This is a genomic window from Flavobacterium sp. FG19 (assembly GCF_057809475.1).
In genome coordinates this window covers 45,183-64,657 of sequence record NZ_JBMDKA010000024.1, presented here as the reverse complement: position 1 = coordinate 64,657, position 19,475 = coordinate 45,183, and the positions used below count along the sequence as shown (strand labels likewise).

19 protein-coding genes are annotated in these 19,475 nt (G+C 32.7%); 9 read left to right on the top strand and 10 right to left on the bottom strand.

Features of this window, described 5'->3' with window-relative positions:
* Positions 1-81 precede the first annotated feature (81 nt).
* The 4 genes from ACODST_RS20905 to ACODST_RS20890 all read left to right on the top strand — a co-directional run bounded on the left by ACODST_RS20905 (position 82) and on the right by ACODST_RS20890 (position 2,927).
* Positions 82-1,455 carry an energy transducer TonB gene (locus ACODST_RS20905; protein WP_488934030.1) on the top strand — a complete coding sequence of 458 codons (1,374 nt, stop codon included), beginning with the start codon at positions 82-84 and terminating at the stop codon, positions 1,453-1,455.
* Between the two features lie 281 nt (positions 1,456-1,736).
* A complete protein-coding gene (locus ACODST_RS20900) occupies positions 1,737-2,129 on the top strand; it encodes a hypothetical protein (RefSeq protein WP_488934029.1) in 393 nt (130 codons plus the stop codon).
* 11 nt (positions 2,130-2,140) lie between these two features.
* On the top strand, positions 2,141-2,497 hold the full coding sequence (locus ACODST_RS20895; RefSeq protein ID WP_488934028.1) for a hypothetical protein: 357 nt from the start codon (positions 2,141-2,143) through the stop codon (positions 2,495-2,497).
* Between the two features lie 46 nt (positions 2,498-2,543).
* Positions 2,544-2,927 carry a hypothetical protein gene (locus ACODST_RS20890; protein WP_488934027.1) on the top strand — a complete coding sequence of 128 codons (384 nt, stop codon included), beginning with the start codon at positions 2,544-2,546 and terminating at the stop codon, positions 2,925-2,927.
* Between the two features lie 291 nt (positions 2,928-3,218).
* On the opposite strand, the gene ACODST_RS20885 is transcribed toward ACODST_RS20890, so the two are convergent.
* A complete protein-coding gene (locus tag ACODST_RS20885; protein WP_488934026.1) occupies positions 3,219-3,635 on the bottom strand; it encodes a helix-turn-helix domain-containing protein in 417 nt (138 codons plus the stop codon).
* Between the two features lie 373 nt (positions 3,636-4,008).
* Between ACODST_RS20885 and ACODST_RS20880 the strand changes: the two genes are divergently transcribed.
* Both ACODST_RS20880 and ACODST_RS20875 read left to right on the top strand, forming a co-directional pair.
* Positions 4,009-4,881: a hypothetical protein gene (locus ACODST_RS20880; protein ID WP_488934025.1), complete on the top strand. Its 873-nt coding sequence runs from the start codon at positions 4,009-4,011 to the stop codon at positions 4,879-4,881.
* 86 nt (positions 4,882-4,967) lie between these two features.
* Positions 4,968-5,873, top strand: a complete 906-nt coding sequence (locus ACODST_RS20875) for a hypothetical protein (RefSeq protein ID WP_488934024.1) — start codon at positions 4,968-4,970, stop codon at positions 5,871-5,873.
* Between the two features lie 121 nt (positions 5,874-5,994).
* Here the strand turns inward: ACODST_RS20875 and ACODST_RS20870 are convergent, their stop codons facing one another.
* From ACODST_RS20870 to ACODST_RS20835, 8 genes are all read right to left on the bottom strand, one after another.
* Complete coding sequence (locus tag ACODST_RS20870) at positions 5,995-6,897, bottom strand: hypothetical protein (RefSeq protein WP_488934023.1); 903 nt, start codon at positions 6,895-6,897, stop codon at positions 5,995-5,997.
* Entirely contained in the window at positions 6,897-7,199 is a 303-nt protein-coding gene (locus ACODST_RS20865; protein ID WP_488934022.1) for a hypothetical protein, read from the bottom strand. Before ACODST_RS20865 ends, ACODST_RS20870 begins: the two co-directional genes overlap by 1 nt.
* An 80-nt stretch (positions 7,200-7,279) precedes the next feature.
* Complete coding sequence (locus ACODST_RS20860) at positions 7,280-7,690, bottom strand: hypothetical protein (RefSeq protein ID WP_488934021.1); 411 nt, start codon at positions 7,688-7,690, stop codon at positions 7,280-7,282.
* Positions 7,691-7,980: 290 nt separating this feature from the next.
* Positions 7,981-8,391: a hypothetical protein gene (locus ACODST_RS20855; RefSeq protein ID WP_488934020.1), complete on the bottom strand. Its 411-nt coding sequence runs from the start codon at positions 8,389-8,391 to the stop codon at positions 7,981-7,983.
* Positions 8,392-8,607: 216 nt separating this feature from the next.
* Positions 8,608-9,135, bottom strand: a complete 528-nt coding sequence (locus ACODST_RS20850; protein WP_488934019.1) for a hypothetical protein — start codon at positions 9,133-9,135, stop codon at positions 8,608-8,610.
* A gap of 25 nt (positions 9,136-9,160) precedes the next feature.
* Positions 9,161-15,430, bottom strand: a complete 6,270-nt coding sequence (locus ACODST_RS20845) for an RHS repeat-associated core domain-containing protein (protein WP_488934018.1) — start codon at positions 15,428-15,430, stop codon at positions 9,161-9,163.
* A 6-nt stretch (positions 15,431-15,436) separates the two neighbouring features.
* Positions 15,437-15,892, bottom strand: coding sequence for a T9SS type A sorting domain-containing protein (locus tag ACODST_RS20840; RefSeq protein ID WP_488934017.1), 456 nt, complete (start codon positions 15,890-15,892; stop codon positions 15,437-15,439).
* A gap of 408 nt (positions 15,893-16,300) precedes the next feature.
* Complete coding sequence (locus ACODST_RS20835) at positions 16,301-16,912, bottom strand: NUDIX hydrolase (protein WP_488934016.1); 612 nt, start codon at positions 16,910-16,912, stop codon at positions 16,301-16,303.
* Between the two features lie 7 nt (positions 16,913-16,919).
* Between ACODST_RS20835 and pyrE the strand changes: the two genes are divergently transcribed.
* Entirely contained in the window at positions 16,920-17,564 is a 645-nt protein-coding gene (pyrE, locus tag ACODST_RS20830) for an orotate phosphoribosyltransferase (protein ID WP_488934015.1), read from the top strand.
* Between the two features lie 105 nt (positions 17,565-17,669).
* Positions 17,670-18,062 (top strand): SRPBCC family protein, encoded by a 393-nt coding sequence (locus ACODST_RS20825; protein ID WP_488934014.1) that lies wholly within the window; start codon positions 17,670-17,672, stop codon positions 18,060-18,062.
* Positions 18,063-18,276: 214 nt separating this feature from the next.
* Here the strand turns inward: ACODST_RS20825 and ACODST_RS20820 are convergent, their stop codons facing one another.
* Positions 18,277-19,005 carry a biotin--[acetyl-CoA-carboxylase] ligase gene (locus tag ACODST_RS20820; RefSeq protein WP_488934013.1) on the bottom strand — a complete coding sequence of 243 codons (729 nt, stop codon included), beginning with the start codon at positions 19,003-19,005 and terminating at the stop codon, positions 18,277-18,279.
* 92 nt (positions 19,006-19,097) lie between these two features.
* On the opposite strand from ACODST_RS20820, the gene rsfS reads away from it, so the two are divergent.
* Positions 19,098-19,469 carry a ribosome silencing factor gene (gene rsfS, locus ACODST_RS20815; protein ID WP_012024667.1) on the top strand — a complete coding sequence of 124 codons (372 nt, stop codon included), beginning with the start codon at positions 19,098-19,100 and terminating at the stop codon, positions 19,467-19,469.
* Positions 19,470-19,475 lie beyond the last annotated feature (6 nt).

Here is a 19,475-nt window from a genome sequence, read left to right as displayed (position 1 = left end):
GTAATACGTTTTCCCGTAAAAATCTTTATCTATAATATTTTACATTTGGAATAAATCTAACCCCAACTAAAAATCCTGCCGATGAAACGTACATTCATTTTATCGCTTGTGCTGGTTTCTATTTTTATTTCCTGTAAAAACGAAAACAAAGAAAATCCCGGCGTTCCTGAACCGGCAAAAGTAAATGCTGAACAACCTCTGTCAGATAGTATCAAAGCAGATTCTGCTGTTGTGGAAACTGCTTCGGATGATTTGGCTCAAAATAAAAAGAAACTGCTGGAATTTTATACTAAAAATGACAAAAGACCTCAGGTTTTTACCATCAGCAATCAAAAAGATACCACTATTGTCTGTGCCGAAAAAACCCAAATCACGATTAGGGCAAACAGCTTTATTGTTGCGAAAACCGGAAACGAAGCTGACGGGAAAATTACATTATCGGTAAAAGAATATTACAGCATTTCGGATATTCTTCTGGGAAGACTTTCGACTGTTTCAAACGGAAAATTACTGGAAACAGGCGGAATGCTTTATATAAGTGCGGTTTCGGGACAGGAAAAATGTGACCTGAAAAAAGGAAAAAGTATTGAAATTGCCTTTCCGTCAAAAGTCAAAAAAGACGGAATGCAGCTGTTTACCGGAAACCGGATTAAGGATGAAATAAACTGGAATGTCGAAAAAGCCTCTGTTGATCTCAATAAAACCTATACCAATGTTGACGAACGTCCGGTTTATATTGGCGGGAACGAAAAAATGTACCAATTTGTAGGCCGAAATTTCAGGACTCCTGAAGATAATGTTACTGGTAAAGTCCATGTTTCTTTTGTTATTGATAAAGAAGGTACTGTAACCGATGTTAAAATTACTAAAAGTTTAAATAAAGCAGTCGATGCAGAAGCAATAAGAGTAGTTAAGCTGCTTGGTAAATTTACTCCCGGAAAAGTAAAGGGTGTCCCTGTAAAATGTACCTACACTTTGCCCATTACTATTCATTCTGAAGACGAATCTGGTTTCAGATCATCGAGTATGGTATACAATTCCAACTATAAGGAAAAAACCGCTGAGGAAATCAAAGCCGGAAAAATTAGTTATTATGTTTTTAGTTCAGAGAAACTGGGTTTTATCAATTGTGACCGTTTCCTGGATTATCCGGATGATGCGAAAACCAATTATATCGTAAATCTGGGCAATGAAAAGGGTGTCAATACAAGTATCATTTTTCATCGTTTCAAGTCGGTTATGAATGGCTACTCAAACGATGATAAAGTCGTTTTTAACAATGTTCTATCCAAAGAAAAAATTACGCTTTTTGTGGTTAAGTATACCAGAGAGCAATTGTTTTTAGCCACAAAAGAAACCACTATAAGTTCTAATCCGGAGACTGATCTTGAGTTTCGTGCTGTTACTTTTCAGGACCTGAGAGAAGAAATGAAGAAGTTAAACCGATTTAATTAAATGCCCATTTAAAAAAGATTAAAAAAGAAAAGAGCACATTACTTGCTTCAGCAGATATTTCAGTTATACCCTATAATGAATACAATGGTAAAGCTAACTTTACGAAATTAAAGGAGAATATCTTCATTCTGGCAAACAGGAATAATCCCGTAATGTATTTCTATATTCAAAACAACAAAACTATTTCATTTGATTATTTTACTAAAGGAGATGAAAGTTTATTTATAACATACTAATATCAATTTGATCTACAGTTATGATCGTCTTTATAACTCTCTAAGATGAAAGCAAGTATATTCATATTTCTCATATCCGTAATTTCAGTACAAGTTACCGGACAAATTAATAAAGAAAAAAAAGTCATCGTTTTTAATCATTCAACAATGGCCTTGAATACGAATATATTTACTGTTGAAAAAACAACTTTTAAGTATATTGGAAAAAAGAAAAAAACAGATTTTCATTCTGTAAAGAATCTGGTTTCTAATCTTCAAACAATGAATAATGAAATTGTTAAAAGAAAAGAGTATGATAAAAATAAAAGACCAGATTTTTACTATTCAGATTTTTATGATATATATATTTTTGTAAAAACCAACAAATATTCGGGTGATCTCTATCAGGTAGAAAGAGTTTGGATTGTCGATGGTAAAACTATAAACCGAGTAAATTAATAAACAAAATAATGAAGCAAATATATGTCTTTGTAGTAATGATAGCAGGTTTTCAGGCCTTTTGCCAAAACCATCAAAATTTTGTTTTTGAGTTTGATAAAAAAACAGATGAAATCGTTTTTAGAGAACACACTAATAAGCAGGAAATATCAGGTTTTACAATTAGAATAAATAATAAAACGATATTTTTTAATTCAATCCCAATTAGCAGCAATGCCAAATTAAACATAAATACCAACAGAAAGCAGTTAAATACTATATTACAAAATGACAATCCAAATCAAGCATATCATTTTACTGTTTTCTTAAAAGATCAAAATAAATACTACTCAGCTGACCATCTTGTTCGGAAAATTAGCTGTGATTAAACCTGTTTATTTTCAAAACAATTCCAGTTTTAATTAGCGTTTTACAATGAAAACTATTTTTTTAATAAGCTTACTATTTTCAAGTCTAAATGTGTTATCACAAGAAATACCTAACAGACTTGAACAGCATAATAACCCGGTTTTTGTTTTTCAATTTGATGAAAAGCTAGATACTGCAATATATAACAACGTTCAGGGGATAAGAAAAATTACAGATTTTGAAATCTTAATAAATAAAAAGAAAGTATCTTTTTATTGTGTATCCCCTGTAGAAGAAAGTCGAAATTTAAAACCCAATACCACCAGAAATGAACTGACAAAAATTATAGAAAATGATAATGTAAAGATGCATCCCCGTTTTTACGTTTTTGTAAAAAAAGAAAATACATATTACGCTATTGATTATATGTTAAGGGATATGAATGATTGATTTCTTTAAACTAAACTTTTCAATCTTGTTTCAATAGCTATATTCTTAAACTGAATTTAATACCTTACTTTCTATTAGGCCCAAACAAAGTGTCATGTCAAAATTAATAAGGGTTATTACATTTATTTTTGTTTTTAATTTGTCTTTTTCTCAAGAAAAAGACAAGAATTTCAACCGCACTGTAATCTTTATTAATCTGAATGATAAGGTATCAGAAAGTTATAAAAGGATAAAAAGTCTGATAAAACTCTATTTATCAGACTTTTCATTTTTTCATAAAAAGAATAAAAACTACTTATCCTTCAATATTTTTTCTAAAAACTCTACTTTGTCTTTTTCAGCCTGAATCAAGCGTTCGTAAAGCTTTTTATTTTCTTCTATAGTTTCCATCAATTTATCTAATGGATTGAAAGTGAATACTGATCCATTTGCAAATGCACCATTACTTCCACTATTATCATAAAAATTATTGAAATAATTAATAGCCGCTTCATCTGAAAAGTTTTTAAGAGCTTCCACACTTACTCCCAGAGCTTTTGCTACTTCACTTAACCTTTGATCATCAATCTCCTCACTATTTTCTAAAGCAGAAATTGTCTGCTGGCTTATGCCTAAAGCCTGTGCCAACGCTTCCTGTTTCATGTCTCTCAGTTCACGAATTCGGCTTATTTTTCGCCCTATATGGTTTTGTTTTGTTAGTGTGCTCATAGTTCAAAGATAATATTAATGGTGACAACTCGTACTTATAAAGAATCTATTTTATCAGGTATCCTCCCATTTCAATAACACTTTATCGGGTACTGCATCAAAACAAAAGTACGATTTTTGAGACACGAAACCGTTAAAATAAAAAATTAAATCCTGCCAAACGTCTCAAAGTGCCGTTTGCGTGAGGGATAGAGCCAAACTGCCGAAGCAGTAGCGAAAGCCCGACAGCAGCCCGGTAAGAGGGCGTATAAGCGCAGAGTATTTTTGCCCTCTTATCGGGATGCTGGCACGCCCTGATATTTAAAATTTTGTTTTTTGTACGCAACCTTTTACAATATATTTTACTTAAGGATATAACGCAAAGAAAAACAAAATGAAAAAAACAGCCTTATTACTTACAGCACTTTTACTTGTTTCGTGCTCAAATGATGAAAGTTCAAATTCTGCTCAAAAAGCACTTTCTTCTATTACGATGAACTATTCTGATAATGAAAATGATAAGACCAGTTTAAGTCAGGTTTATAATTTCTCGAATAATAAACTAGTTTCAGATCAGGTTCAGGGCATAGGTTATACACAATACACTTACAACGATCAGGGACTGGTAGCCGAAATAGCCCAATACGGTACAAACCCTTCGAAGCTTTTTGAAACCCAAATATTCACTTATGATACTCAAGGCCGGATCATTGAAAAAAAACTCCAAAAAACGGACTATAAATGTGTGTTCACCTATCTTGCTGACAAAATTCTGGTTACTTCAACTTACAACGGTAAAGAGCAAAATCAGGAAATTCAATTAAATTCGAACAACGAAATTTTTAAGGAAATAAGAATCCCCAATGTTTTTTTCAGCACTTACGAATACTTAAATGGTAATGTGGTAAAGTCTATGCAATCTGTTTTTGAAAAGGAGGAAACTTTTTCATATAGTACCGTAAAAAATGAGTATCATTATTTGCAATATCTTTTTGGTAAACAATGGAAATTAAACAGTTATGTGAACTTTTTTTCGTCAGGAGGCACTTATCCTTACCTATTGTCAGAAAATCTGATTTCTGAATATTCGTCAGGCCCTGTTCAATTTGAAAACAATTCAGACAAAAAAGCTGTTTATACCACACAATACAGTTACGTTTTTAACACTTACAATCAAATATATAAGGAAATCCAAACCCGTTACAGAGCAGTCGATGGCGTAACAAAATTCATGTCTAAAACAGAATATGTTTACAGATATGAGTAAAACTTTTAATCTGATCTTATAATGCCTTAAAACCTGTCAGTCAATTAGTCCGTTTACTATTCTAAACTTTCGCTAAAAAAAGAATTATGAAAAAAATAATACAACTCCTGACCGTACTTTTGTTTGTTTCCTGCTCAAATGAAGAAATAGGTACTCAAACCACTCTTAAACTAAGCTCAATTACCATAAATGATTATCTCGATACGCAATTAACAACCTATAAAACACTTTCTTTTTCAGAAAATAAATTAACCCGAATCAATTACTCAGATGACAAGGATTATGATGAGTACACTTATAACGCACAGGGTTTGGTTTCTAAAATAGTGGAACATCAGGCACCGGGCGGAATTTATATGACAACTACTTTTTTGTATGATGCAAATGGCAGGCTGACTGAATTTAATAAAATACCGGGGCCATTATTTTTATCCGAAGGAAATGGTAAATACCAGTTTAGTTACTCTTCAGATAAAATTATAATGACGAGCACTTATGATACTCGTGATCCTGAAACGGTTGAAATTTATTTAAATGCGGATAATGCGGTTACAAAAAGAAACATTTTCTACGCTCCGTATTCTTATAATTACAGTTATGAAAATAAAAATCTCAAGACTAACTCCTTGTTTTACGAGGATCAATTTCTGGAAGGCAATGATACTCAATATACGTACAGCACTTTAAAAAACGAATATAATTACAAACAGTTTCTTTTTGGAAAAGAATGGAAACTGAACAGCTATTTGTATGACATTTATATTGACACACCGGAGGCAGCTGATTTATCTGAAAATCTAATCAATGAATCTACCCTCACGATTACAGACCGTATTAATCCGGCTGCATATCGTTTGGTACTAAATTCAAAATATAAATATAACATTAACGATCAAAATCAGATAGAAAAACAAACCATTACCAGTACTACAACTGTTAACGGAATCCTGAAAGTGAATGCGGTAAGGGAGTTTGTTTATACTTACAAGTGAGATACTATTCTTCTTATCTTAATAAATCCCTGATCTCAGTTCCTGAACAAAAAATGCATATACGTGATCAGGGATTTGCTTTTTGTATTAAACTTAATTCTTAGTTTTCAGCAAGTGTATTTTATACTTTTTTTAATTGCATTACTTTTTCCAGTAAAGGAGCTAATCCATTTTCAGTTACAGTATCATTATTCCAAAAACTCATACAGCAGCTTACGTAATTTTCCCGGACTTTGCATGCAACATAATAAATTGTCAACTCCTTTCCTCCTGATACAGATACGAGTAAAGATTTTGCACCTGTAAAACCATATTTTATCATTTTGGCATTGGTTTCGGTTCCTTCAAAAATGACGGGAACTTCCTGTTCAGAAATAATTTTACCTCCTTTTAGAATTCTTGCTGCCTCTAACTGATTTGTAATGGCATCTTTTGCACTTTGATAGGTTTTGTGAACAGACCAGTTCATTTCGCCATAATACGGACACTGTACCGTATTTACATTGGTCCAGTAACAATTGCTGCCCAGTTTTATTTTCCTCCCGGCAAAATCTATACTGTCAATTTTTGGTGATTCATAAACCTCATCAGGAATTTCATCATTCAGAATTCTGTTTATATATTTTCGCTCAAACTCTTTATCAACCTTATTATAATAACCAAATGAAAATACGGATATGGTTTTGCTCTTATCCTCAACAAAATAATAAGATGATATTTGAGTACTATTTTCTGTAATTTTATTCAGTTTGGTCACAAAAAAATTATTGTACTCCAGTGATTCATCTTTTACCTTTAGATCATTATCTTTTACGGAATACTTTCTATAAAGCTTTTTTAAATTTTTATCATTAAATTCATAATTAAAGGTTTGGGTCGAAAAATTGACACCATCAACATTAAAAAACAAAATATTCTGATTGTTAATTCCTTTGAGCCTTTTGGCAAAATCATCGTTTTCCTGACCAAACATAAAAGTAGAAATCAGAACGAATAGTAGTATTGCTAAAAATTTATTTTCCATTATTTTGTGATTTTAAAAGTGTAAACAGGACTTCCGTCTTTCGCATAAGTTTTAACCCAATTTTCAGTTTTTTCAGGATCGTTAAATTCCAGACCATCTGTTGGAAATATTTCGAATTTTTGAAACCAATTTTCCGGCCCGGCATCATTTCTTACTCTCACTTTTCTGGTCAGAACACTATCGTTGGGTTTGACACTAAAAGGAACATTTAGTATATACGCCCCCATCTGGCTATACTTAACAACCGAAGCATTAAAATTTACTGTTTTATCAGAGGTGTTTTTCACATAAAATGTGCTCATTGTATAATTTCCGCAACCAGAGAAAATTATAATGAAACCTATTAATAAAATTTTATTTACCATAATATCTATTTTAAAGATTACCAATCTGGTTTATAAACAAGGAATTCCTGAGGGAGATTAATTATTTGATATTTATAAATATAATTTTTTCCTTTTAATTCAAGTTCGCTTTGATTTCTTTTTAAAACAAGACATTTAATTTTGATATACCCATTCCCCTGTGCACTTTCAAAATATATTTGTGTAGTAATACTTCCCCCATCATAGTTATAATATCCCATATCTGCATTCTCTGGATTTAAAGATTCTATATTATTAATGTCAAAAAAATAAAACATAGCAACCTTATTATTATCATAAAATTTTAAATACCTGTTTCTGAAATTATCAAGATAGTTTTTATCAACCAAATTAAAAACAGATTCCAATTTATATAGTTTTGCGGTATCAATCATTGTATACACACTATCATTGTTTACTAATTTCATTCTATCGAAATCAACTTTATAACGCCTTTTCCCGTACGCCGTTCTATAATAACAATTCGTAAAAATGAACATTAGCATTACGCCAAAAACAAACTTTTTTACCATGATGTAAACATATTAGAGGTTTTATATTGTCCATAAGCGTTCCAACCCGATAGTGCGGATTTGCAATCCCTGCACGTTCCAATTATCAAATCTTATTTGTTTCCAAAGTTTTTTTTTTCTTTCACTTTGTCGATATACTTTACAGACATGGACTGCAAATCTGCACTATCGTTTTTTTTATATACTTACCAATCTGGTTTATAAACTAAAAACTCTAGAGGCAGATTAATTACTTGATATTCATCTATATAATTAGTGCTTTTTAATTGAATTTTGTTTATACTTAGTTTTGTAAATATGCATTTATCTTTAATATAGCCAGATCCTTGAGGATTTTCAAAATAAATTTGAGTTGTAAAGTTTCCGTTACGATAATTAAAATAGCCCATATCTGCATTTTCAGGATTTAAGCATTCAGGATTATTAGAATCAAAAAAATAAAACATCCCAACCTTATTATGACTATAAAATTTCAAATATATGTACCTGAAATTATCCAGATAATTATTATCCAATACACTAAAAACAGATTCCAGTTTATATAATTTTGCGGTATCAATCATCGTATACACACTATCATTGTTTACTAATTTCATTCTATCGAAATCAACTTTATAACGCCTTTTCCCGTACGCCGTTCTATAATAACAATTCGTAAAAATGAACATTAGTATTGCAGCAAAAACAAACTTCTTTACCATGATGTAAACATATTAGAGGTTTTACATTTAAGAGCTGACTTTTTCCATTCTAATCTCTATTTCAAAAATTTAGTTTACTAGTAAAGATTGTTTTTATTAACAAAGAAGTTATCAATCTGGTTTAATAGCATTATCCGGAATTTTTTCTGCAAATAATTTTTTATAGCGCTCTAAATCAGATGGACTTTTTATAGGATAATTTATGAGAAGATAACTGTTCTTGGGATTAGCTTTTTCATAAATAACCAAATACAAAATTTTTAAATCTGGCTTATTTTCTGGAATATCTACATAGTAATTTCCTTGATATTGATTTTCAAAAAACTCGCCATTTGCCTCATAAATATATTTGATACTTTTGTTTGCTCCTCTTCCTCTTAATTTAGGCACAAAGTATTCCTCTATATTTCCCGACGTTAGAGAAAAGTTACTTTTTAATAGTTTTACATTTTTATTCACATCAATCCCATCATAAATAAATAGCAAAAAACTACAGAATAAAATAAATAATATTAATTTAAGCTGAACATCAATTGCTTTAAAATTTTTAAAAAAATAAACCGAAATTCCTATCAAAACTATTAAATAAAAAACTGTAACTATTTTTGTGTGGGTGTCAATATTCATCAATTCTTTCATATCAAATTATATTTTATTTTACATATTAACCTTTAAACTGCGGTTTAATTTTTGGAACGTAGAATGATGGAGGAACTACATTTCGTGTGGGTATGTTGTATTTAGGAACAGTAAAAGATGGATTAACTATAAAAGGTGTTAATGGTCTTAATTCTAAAGAATTTAGTAATGGAGATGGATTTTTAGGTATGTATGACGGCTGTGAAGAAAATGATCTAAAGCCTGTAAATCCACCACCAACAGCACTTAAACCTAAATTAACAGGATCAAAGGCTTTTCTAAAACTCATATCTGGATTCTCAAAATTTGTAGAAATTAAATCATAAGTTAAATTTCCAGCTGCATTAGAGACCACTTCTCTCGTTGCGCCAGTAACAACAGAATTAAAAGCATTATTCCCACCTACTATTCCATTTGTAAAATTAGCATCGAATTTTAATGCCACTCCTCGGGTCACTAACCCTCCAGACACTCCTGCCCCAGTATTTATTAAGGTTTGTCGCATATCTTCTCCTTTAACACCTGAATTTAAAAAAGCTTGAGCTCCTCCAGCCCAAACAATACCATAAGGCCCTCCGTAAATTGTTAGAGCTCCTGCAATAGACCCTGATGCTGTGTAACCTACTAATTTATCCCACTTAATATCTGAGAACTTACCTGTACCTCCTGTTATGTCATCCCAATTTTGATAGACATTTACTCCTGCATAAATCACAATAATCGCTACAATCACTAAAGCAGATATTTCCCCGTTAGGATCTATATATTTTAAAGGATTATTTAAAACATATCCATAACGATTAAAACTCTGAGTATTAAATGGATCCTGCACAAAATTATCAGGCTGTAAAAAACGGTGCAGTTTAGGGTCGTATATACGCCCGTTCATATTGATAAGCCCTACACTTTGTAAATGCTCATGTCCTGTATAACCGCGATCCAAAATAGTAAGCCCTGTAAGTACATTTCCTGCTCCGTCTTTTACACTTATTATTGCTCCCCAGGCATCAAACAATCGTTTTTCGAGTACGGCACCATTGGCATCGGTTATACTTAAAATACTGCCCTGATAGTCTCTCTGTAAATACAGGTAATTTTGTGTCGAGCCATTACTTTTTAGCATTATTGAAGCATTATAACCATCTCCACCTATATAGGTCAAAAACTCATAAATACCGCTTATCGTATTGTGTTTAATCTCCATAGTGCCATCTGCAGAATAGTATTTACGCAAAGGCCTCACAAGCTTATCGTCCTGAAGACCTCCGTAAAACATAGTCGTACGACTGTTTGAATCGTTATAATTGAAACTTATTTTGTCGATTCCGGTTTCTTCAATCTGTACTGGGCTTTTAAAAGCATTATAACTAATAACCTGTTTTGGTTTCGCCGTATAATAAGTCAGTCCTTCCGGTGTAACGGCAATTGAACTATTTTGGTAAGGTTTACCTGTGATCGCATAACCGTAAGTTCCAAGATTATTTTGTGTAATCCTGCCCTGATCATCATAAAACTGTTTTTCCTGTGTTCCCTGCGAATTAGTAAATTCTGTTAATCGATCCTGTGCATCGTACTTAAAGCTTTCATTTCGGCTAAATAAACTGTTTGTTCTGCTGGTTAAATTTCCTTGTTTAGCATCAAAAACCGTATTTAGCGTCAGAATATTTACTGAGCCGGCTGTTTTATCATATTTACATTGCGATACAAGTCCATACGTGTCATAGGCATTGGTAATTGTTGTTGGACCATTTAATGCGGTGAGCAACTGGCCTCTAGCATTTACTGTATTTACCTGCCATAATACAGCACTTGTGGCATTATCCAGTATCTGCCAGTGCGAACCGTTTTTATAAACATTTTTTACTGTTTTGGTACTTGACTTTCCTCCTGCAGCAGCTGTTGAGGTTTCAAGTTCTATTCGCCCAAAAGCATCATAACTTATTTCTTTGATAAAATTAGCGAAAGGAGTAGATTCCTCCGTTTTATAAATTCGTTTGTAAGTATCATAAGTATATTGATTCGTAATAGTATTGGTCCCCCCGTTAAAATCTTCAAACTTGGAATTCAAAAGTAATTTAGACGATGAATCATAAGTATAGGTTGTTTTAGAATTGGTATCGACTCCTGAAATTGTTTTTTGGGTCATTTTTCCAACTCCATCGAGGTTATATACAGTAGTACCATTTGGATTTATTTCCTTTATCATTTCCCCAAAAGCATTATATTCATAACTGTATGTCCCCGCTGATGCATCAACAAGTTTTGTTTTCCTGCCCCATCCATCTTGTGTAATGGTTGTTTTTATTCCATTATACTCAGATTCCTTAAGATTACCATTTGCAAAATAAGTATACTTAATCGTTCCTCCCGGAGTATCAGTCATAGACACTATATTTCCAATAGCATTCTTTATGGTCTTTTTGGTTTTTATTCCATCATTTACTGTTGTGGTCAGTCCGCTATAAGTTATACTGGTTATTTTTCCTGTAAAAGCTGAACTTTGAATGGTTCTTCCATAAACATCAAATTTCACTTCATTCCATTGTAATGGCGAAGCACCAAAATAAGGCTCGCTTACTTTATAATTTCTATTATAAATATCATATTCATAAGAAATAAAGGAATAAGAACCATTAATATCTTTTACTCCTGATTTAATTTTTCTTCCCAGATCATCAAAAGTTTCTTCGCTTGCACTTCCATCATCTGACCCTGTTGTGACAATTGTTTTTTCAGCACTTCTTGTATAAGTATAGCGATTGCTTTTGCTTAAATAATCTGTTGTTTTAGTTTTCTTAAACCACGAATCATAATCATAGGAAGTAGTCAACCCAAACGGATTTGTTTCAGAAACCAGCAGTCCATTACTAACATTGTATACATAAGTTGTAGATAATCCTTCTATATCAGTGCTTTTACTTAAAAAACGGCCAGAAGTGTCGTAAACATAGCTGGTTACTCTTGGAGCCATTCCGGCTGCTGATATTGTTTTTTGAGTTATATTGCCAAATGTATCATAGACATTATTTTCAGTAATATAATCCGTATTGGTACCTTTCTTTTTTATCTGTGTTACTAAATTATTAGTATAAGTATAGGCTTCTTCTGTTGACATACTATCTCCGGAAATTGTCACACTTTGATTTTTGCTCAAAGGTCTGCCAATGATATAAGGTGATGCCAAAGGAGAATTTTGATACACTATATTCGAAATTGTAGTTTGAACAGTTGTTCCCCCTTCTTTTAATAAGGTTGTCGATTTGAGGGGATTATTGTAAACATCATAATCAGTTGTGGTCTCCGTACTTGTATTTTCCAAGCCATTAAACTGTCTGATTTTAATATTTTTAATTTTGAATACTTTACTAGGAAGCAGCTCACTTTCATAAGCTGACAATGATTTGGTTATAAAAGCTGCTGGTGTATTTATAGAAGTACCTGTATTAGCATCTTCGTTTATTTTTGCTGAAAATTTACTTCCGGGTTTAATCCATGTATCTGGTTTCAGAACTATTTTTTGCGTCGCAATCAAATTTTCTGTTCCGGATACATTATATCCCTTGTCTTTTAGAATAGTATCTGGAATAATAATGGTACTGGCACTTTGAATTAAAGGCTCATGTAAACCTAACACTGTATAATTTTCGACATTTGCCCCTCTCAAATTAATATCTGATTTGGAAATAGTAGAAATAATCTGAGAATCATTTTGATACCAGTTTGTTTTTGAAGTTGAACGAAATCCTAAAAACCCAAGTCCTTCTAAATTTGAAACTGCACCTGAGTAAAAATAAACTTGTTTTTTAAAAGTATCTTTACTCTGCTTCGCTAACATTGAAACGATTCTGAAGCCTGGTGCAGTTATAATATCTATATTAGGGAAAGTTTCTACAAATGCTGTAGAAATATAAACCGGTTCATAAGTAGTTTGTTTTAAAGGCTTATAACTTATGGTTTCCTTTACTCCATTACCATTTGTAATTGCTTTTAACAATACATCTTCACGATTGTCTTTTGGACTTTTAAAAGACTTAATCATATTATCAAAAATCAAACTGTACTCCAGATTTTGATTTACCTGATTATGATTAGTAAATATGGGGATTGAATTTCTTCCAATACCCGTAAACTCTTCCGGAGCACCTATTGGAGAAAATTTTATCTCATTATCGGTTACTATTTTATTTTCAAATAAAATTAATTTCGTAATTATTGGAGATCCTGCTGTCCCATAAAATCCGCTTGCAGCAGCTGTTAAATTTTGTTGATATAAAATATCTGTTTTTCCATCCCCAGTATAATCATTAGCTATATAAGTACTTTCTTTTAAACTGTACGGATATCTTACAACTCCATCGTCCCCCTTAACTTCGTAATAACCTACATTTCCATATTCGTAAAATAGTCCAATAGAAGCATTTATCTTTTTAAATGATGTACCTGTTGCAATATAAAAATTCCAGCTATCTTTATTTAATTCATTTGGTATAACAAAATCTATCTTTCCATCACCATTATAGTCTCCCAGCAAAATTGGTCTGTCAAGAACAATTCCAGAATCAGAAACCGCATTCTCGTATAATAAAATCAGTTTATTTTCTTTATTTAAAGTATATACCTTAATAAAATTCTTTTCTAAAACATAAATATCTGATTTCCCATCTCCATTAAAATCAGCAATATAAACTTTGACACCAGAAGCTGCACTCATGACAATACTGCCAATATTTTCGGGTGTGCTATTTGTAGTACGTCTGTCTAAGTCAAAAAAATGTATTGTTCCTCCCTGATATAATGTTCTCTGATATTCCGTTGTTCGATTTCCGAAGTTACAAACCATCATATCATAGTAAAAACTTTTTTCAATTGCGATAACATCAGTAAGACCGTCACCATTAAAATCGCCGCTGTAATAATCAACAGGAATATTTTCTACCACTATTCCTTTATAATCTTTAGGATCACAGTAGGACCAGTTTGATGCTTTTGTTACTGTTTTACTAAAATCATAGTGTTTTTCATAGTATTTAGAAGTTGGTGAAGCTGAGTTTATACCATACAACGATAGTATACAATTTTTATCCGTCCTTTTTACAATAACCCATCCTTCAGGCAGCATTTTATTATCTGAACTTAAAAATGATGCCGGGAAAATATTCTCGAAACTGTCTACATTCTCAACTTTTCCAGAATTAAACTGTCCTGACTGTATATTGGAAAACAATGTATATTTATTTTTTAACCCCGCAATCTTAGAATACATTACAAGATCTGTTTTTCCGTCATTATCAAAGTCACCAGATATATAATCTGTATGTAAATTACTTACATCAGTCAATCCCAACGTTGCGGCACTACTTGCTTTTAAGGGAGAATTGCTGGTGGTATCATCATAACTAAATAAAGTAGGGTTATAACTCTTTGTATTATCGCCACTTTTTTCAGTTATACTTCGTAAACGCTGATAATCTAAAGAAGTTACTTCTTGCTCCAATACATAATTTCTAAAGCTCGCTCCATTACCAATGACATTAATTTCTTTAAGTATTGTACTTCTGACAATACTGGAACCTCCTATGTAAAACTGCTCTGCCCGTTTACGCTTATCATACTTAAATTTTATCTCGTTTAAAGGAGCAGTTGTTAGTAGAGATCCGTACTTAATGGAGCTTATATCCAAAACGTTACCAGATAAACTATAATTATAACTAATTCGAACTCCCTGAAGATTCTGCCAATACGTAATTCCCCATTCGGTTATGGATCTTGAATCTGCAGAATTTCCATAATAAGCTTTTGAACCATCGGGATATTCAACTAAAAAATAAGAAGGACCATAATTAGCACCAGAAGGATGAACACCATACGAAGTAATTTTTATATTCGAAAAACTTTCGGTTTCGTATAGGGTACCATTTGCACCATATACGCCGTTAGTACCATTTTTAACTATTAAACGCTGGCCATCCAGAGCAAATCGGTCCAGGGTATTAAAATCAACAGGATCGATTATGCCATCATGATATTTAGTAGAAGGAATACGGGTAATCCCGGATACTCCGGTTATGTTCCAGCCATAACCCGCTATTCCGTTACCTCCCTGACTATTATACGCCAAACTTATCTGAGGCACCACTCCATTAATACCCGGAGGAACCATAATAGGAATTGTATAAACAGCCGCACCCGTAAGTGAAACCGATAATTCTCCTTCTGTAATACCTACTTCTGTCGATTGCCCAAAAGCAAATACTTTACATAATAAAAACAAAATAGTGAAATAAAACTTCTTCATGGCTTCTTACTGTTTAATGATTTTAATCGATTTTTCTTCCCCGTTTTTATAGGACAGAATCACCAGATAAACCCCGACAGCATACTGTTGAAAGGAAATCGCAAGATTATTAGTTCCTGAATTTATTTGATAAATTTTTAAGGCCTGCCCGGTCACAGAATAAACCCGGACAAACATTACTTCTTTTTCTGCAGACAACTGCCATTGCAGATAGAGCTCTTCTTTTACCGGGTTTGGGTAATAGGAAAAGAAATCTTCAGGTGAAAATTGTAGTAAATCATTATCCGTTAAAGCTTCAGTTTCTTTAACTTCTTTGGCGGGTTTTGCTGAAGGAGTACAGCCAGACAGGCATATTTCTCGCAGAATTTGATTCCCCGCACTGTCATAATTAAACGTAAGTTTGTTTTGTGCAGCTGCATTAAAACAAAAATGAAACGCAATAAAAAGTAAATACTTCTTCATAAAATCAGCATAAAAGATTCAGGTTTCAATTTCATTTTAATATCGCGAAACAGTAACCAGTAAAAATTTTATTTTGGCCATAAAAAGCCATAATCTTATGATTTCTTTAAGTATAAATACGTTTAATTTTAGATACAAAAAAAGCAACTTAAAAGCTGCTCATTGTACATTTATGTTAATTTAATATATTAAAAAAAAACTTCTGCTTATCAGGAATTTCAGAATTCATACAAACAAAAAAATCAGGAATAAAAGAATCAATATCTTCATTCCTGATTTTCTATACTCTTTCTTCTATAGTCTTTCTCCTATAGTCTTTCTCCTGTAGTCTTTCTCCTATAGTCTTTCTCCTATAGTCTTTCTCCTATAGTCTTTCTTCTATAGTCTTTACTCTACAATCTTCCCTCTCTATCTCTCAATCGAAACCTTATTCTCCTCTGCAAATAACAGTTTGATATTCTCATAAGAGTTAGTAAGTGCCTCTTTAATCTGCTCCGGATTTAACCAGGCTACTTTTTCGATGCCTTCTTCAATCTGCCCTTGCGGAGTTCCTTCAAAATCAGAGAACATTTCGAACCAGTGCGTAATTTTAAGTTTGTATTTTCCATTACGTTTAAAAACATGATATGTTTTTTGCAGCTTATTGGTAATACGAAGTTTATTTACACCGGTTTCCTCCTCCACTTCGCGTATAGCAGTGGCCTCAATGTCCTCCCCCTTCTCGATTCCGCCTTTTGGCAGGTCCCATTTTCCGTTTCTAAAAATAAACAGAACTTCACCCTTCTTATTATATACAAAGCCTCCGCCCGCTTTATTAACGGGAATTTTGGCTTTCAGGGTTTTCATTATTTCACTTTCGTCGGGATGATATAAAATAGCTTTTTGAATCTTATTCTGAAAAATTTTAACTATAAGCTGTTCGATATCAATACTCTCCAACAAGAACAATTGAAAATCTGTTTCCTTTGAGATTTCATTTGTCAAAAAAAGTGGTTTGTCGTTCACAAAAACTTTATACATTTGTACTATGATTTTTAATAAAGATACTGCCGAAAAAACAGCTGAATTGCTTTTGCAAATAAATGCAATTAAATTGAATCCAGAAAATCCTTTTACATGGGCTTCCGGATGGAAATCTCCTATTTACTGCGATAATAGGTTAATTCTTTCATTTCCGAGCATCCGAAACTACGTTCGTGATGAATTTGCGAAAAACATCGAAAAACAATTTGGAAAACCTGATGTCATTGCCGGTGTAGCTACCGGAGCCATTGGAGTTGGAATTCTGGTTGCCGAGAGTTTAGGACTTCCGTTTGTATATGTGCGTCCGGAACCTAAAAAACACGGAAGACAAAACCAGGTCGAAGGTTTTTTACAAAAAGGACAAAATGTAGTAGTCGTTGAAGACTTAATCAGTACCGGAAACAGCAGTTTACTGGCTGTAGAAGCGCTGCGCAATGAAGGAGCAAATATTAAAGGTATGGCTGCCATTTTTACCTATGGATTTAGTGTAGCTGAAGAAAACTTCAAAAAAGCCAACGTTGATCTGTTTACTTTAAGCAACTACCAAAACCTTTTGGATCTTGCTGTTCAAAAACAATACATCACCGAAGACCAGCAGTCGACTTTACAGGAATGGAGCGTAAGCCCTTCTACCTGGGGACAAGAATAATTTTAGATTTTAGATTTTCTAAAAGCCGCTTTGCTCCTTTTTTTGGAATTTGGGATTTCAGAATTGGAATTTTAAAAAATTACACGAATAACAAACAAAAAATATATGAACTTAGAAAGTCCAAAAGTTACCGTTCAGAAATCAGCTCAGGATTTATTTGATCAGCTGACTGATGTTAAGAATTTCGAAAAACTAATGCCGGATAATATTGCCAAATTTGAAGTAACCGGTGAAGACTCTTTTATTTTTGGATTAAAAGGCATGCCGGAAATCAAATTAAAAATGAAAGACAAATCAGCACCAAACAAAATTGTTCTGGGTGCTGCAAGTGATAAACTTCCTTTTACACTAACTTCTAATATCGACAGTGTTTCTGATTCAGAAAGTGCTGTTCAGTTATTTTTTGAAGGTGAATTCAATGCTATGATGGCAATGATGGTCAAAGGTCCTATCAGCAAGTTTATTGAAACTCTTGCCAACAATATGAACAAACTTTAATAATGATAAATTATTAATTCCGAATTACAAACGAAAGCCTGATTTTACGATCGGGCTTTTTTTTGTTCTTGCCACGATGGCGCTAAGGCACAAAGTTTTTTTTATTTCAGACAGATTTGACTGATTAAGCAGATTAATTTATAAAAATTTACAACTTAGGCCGTCGCAGCAAAAAACCTTTGTCTCCTTGTACCTATGTCCCTTTGAACCTCTCTCAATAAAGCATTTTAACCTCCTTGATCTCAAATTCCGCAACCGAGTCGTCTTCCAGTAAAACCTGCAGCTTTCCAATTGGAGAAACACCCTGAATAATTCCCATAAAATCTCGGTTACTGGTATCTCTAAATGCAGTTGGAATACCTTTTTTAAATAAAAAATTAAAATAATCCTCCCAAAAAAGCTGTGCTGAGGTATTCCATAACAGGATTTTTTCTTTTAACTTTTCAACAATTAACAGGGCCAATTCTTCTTTATCAAAGGATTTACCCGCAATTACAGCGAGAGATGAAGCGGTTGGCAGTTCTTTAAAATTGGTTTGATTCACATTGATTCCAATTCCGGCAACTGACACGATTCTGCCATCACTTTTTAGGGTATTTTCGATTAATATGCCAACCAGTTTCTTATTGTATGACAGAATGTCGTTTGGCCATTTAATATAAATATCAGGAATATTTAATGCTTTTAAAACCTCTGCGACCGATAATGAAACCAGAACACTCAGATTAAAAGTTTCGTTATTGTTAAAGAGAAAATCTTTAACCAAAACGCTCATAGTTAAGTTTTTACCTGCTTCAGACTTCCATACGCCGCCTACCTGTCCTTTTCCTTTTGTCTGATTTTCAGCCGTTACCGTTGTAAAATTCTCCAGTTCATCCTGAGCAGACAAAGCCTTTAAGAAGTCATTTGTAGAATCTATGGCATCGAGTTTGATTAGTTTCATCAAATAATTTAAATATCTTAATTTAATATTTTGTTAAGGTTCAAAAATAATCACAAAATTTGGTAACTTTACAAATTCATATAAAATAATTCATGGCGAAAAAGACTATTAATAATGATGTTCTATTGGCGAACATAATCAAAGGGATTGAGGAAGTAAAAGGGAATGATATCGATATTCTTGACTTAAGAGATATAGACACGGCAGTATGCGATTATTTCGTAATCTGTAACGGAAGCTCAAACACCCAAGTTAACGCCATTGTAAACTCAATTCAAAAAACAGTATCAAAAGACTTAAAAGACAAACCCTGGCACGTAGAAGGAACCGATAATGCAGAATGGGTTCTTATGGATTATGTGCATATCGTGGTACATGTTTTCCAAAAACACATTCGTGAATATTACAATATCGAAAGCCTTTGGGGTGACGCCAAAATAACTACAATCGAAAACAAATACTAAAAGAAA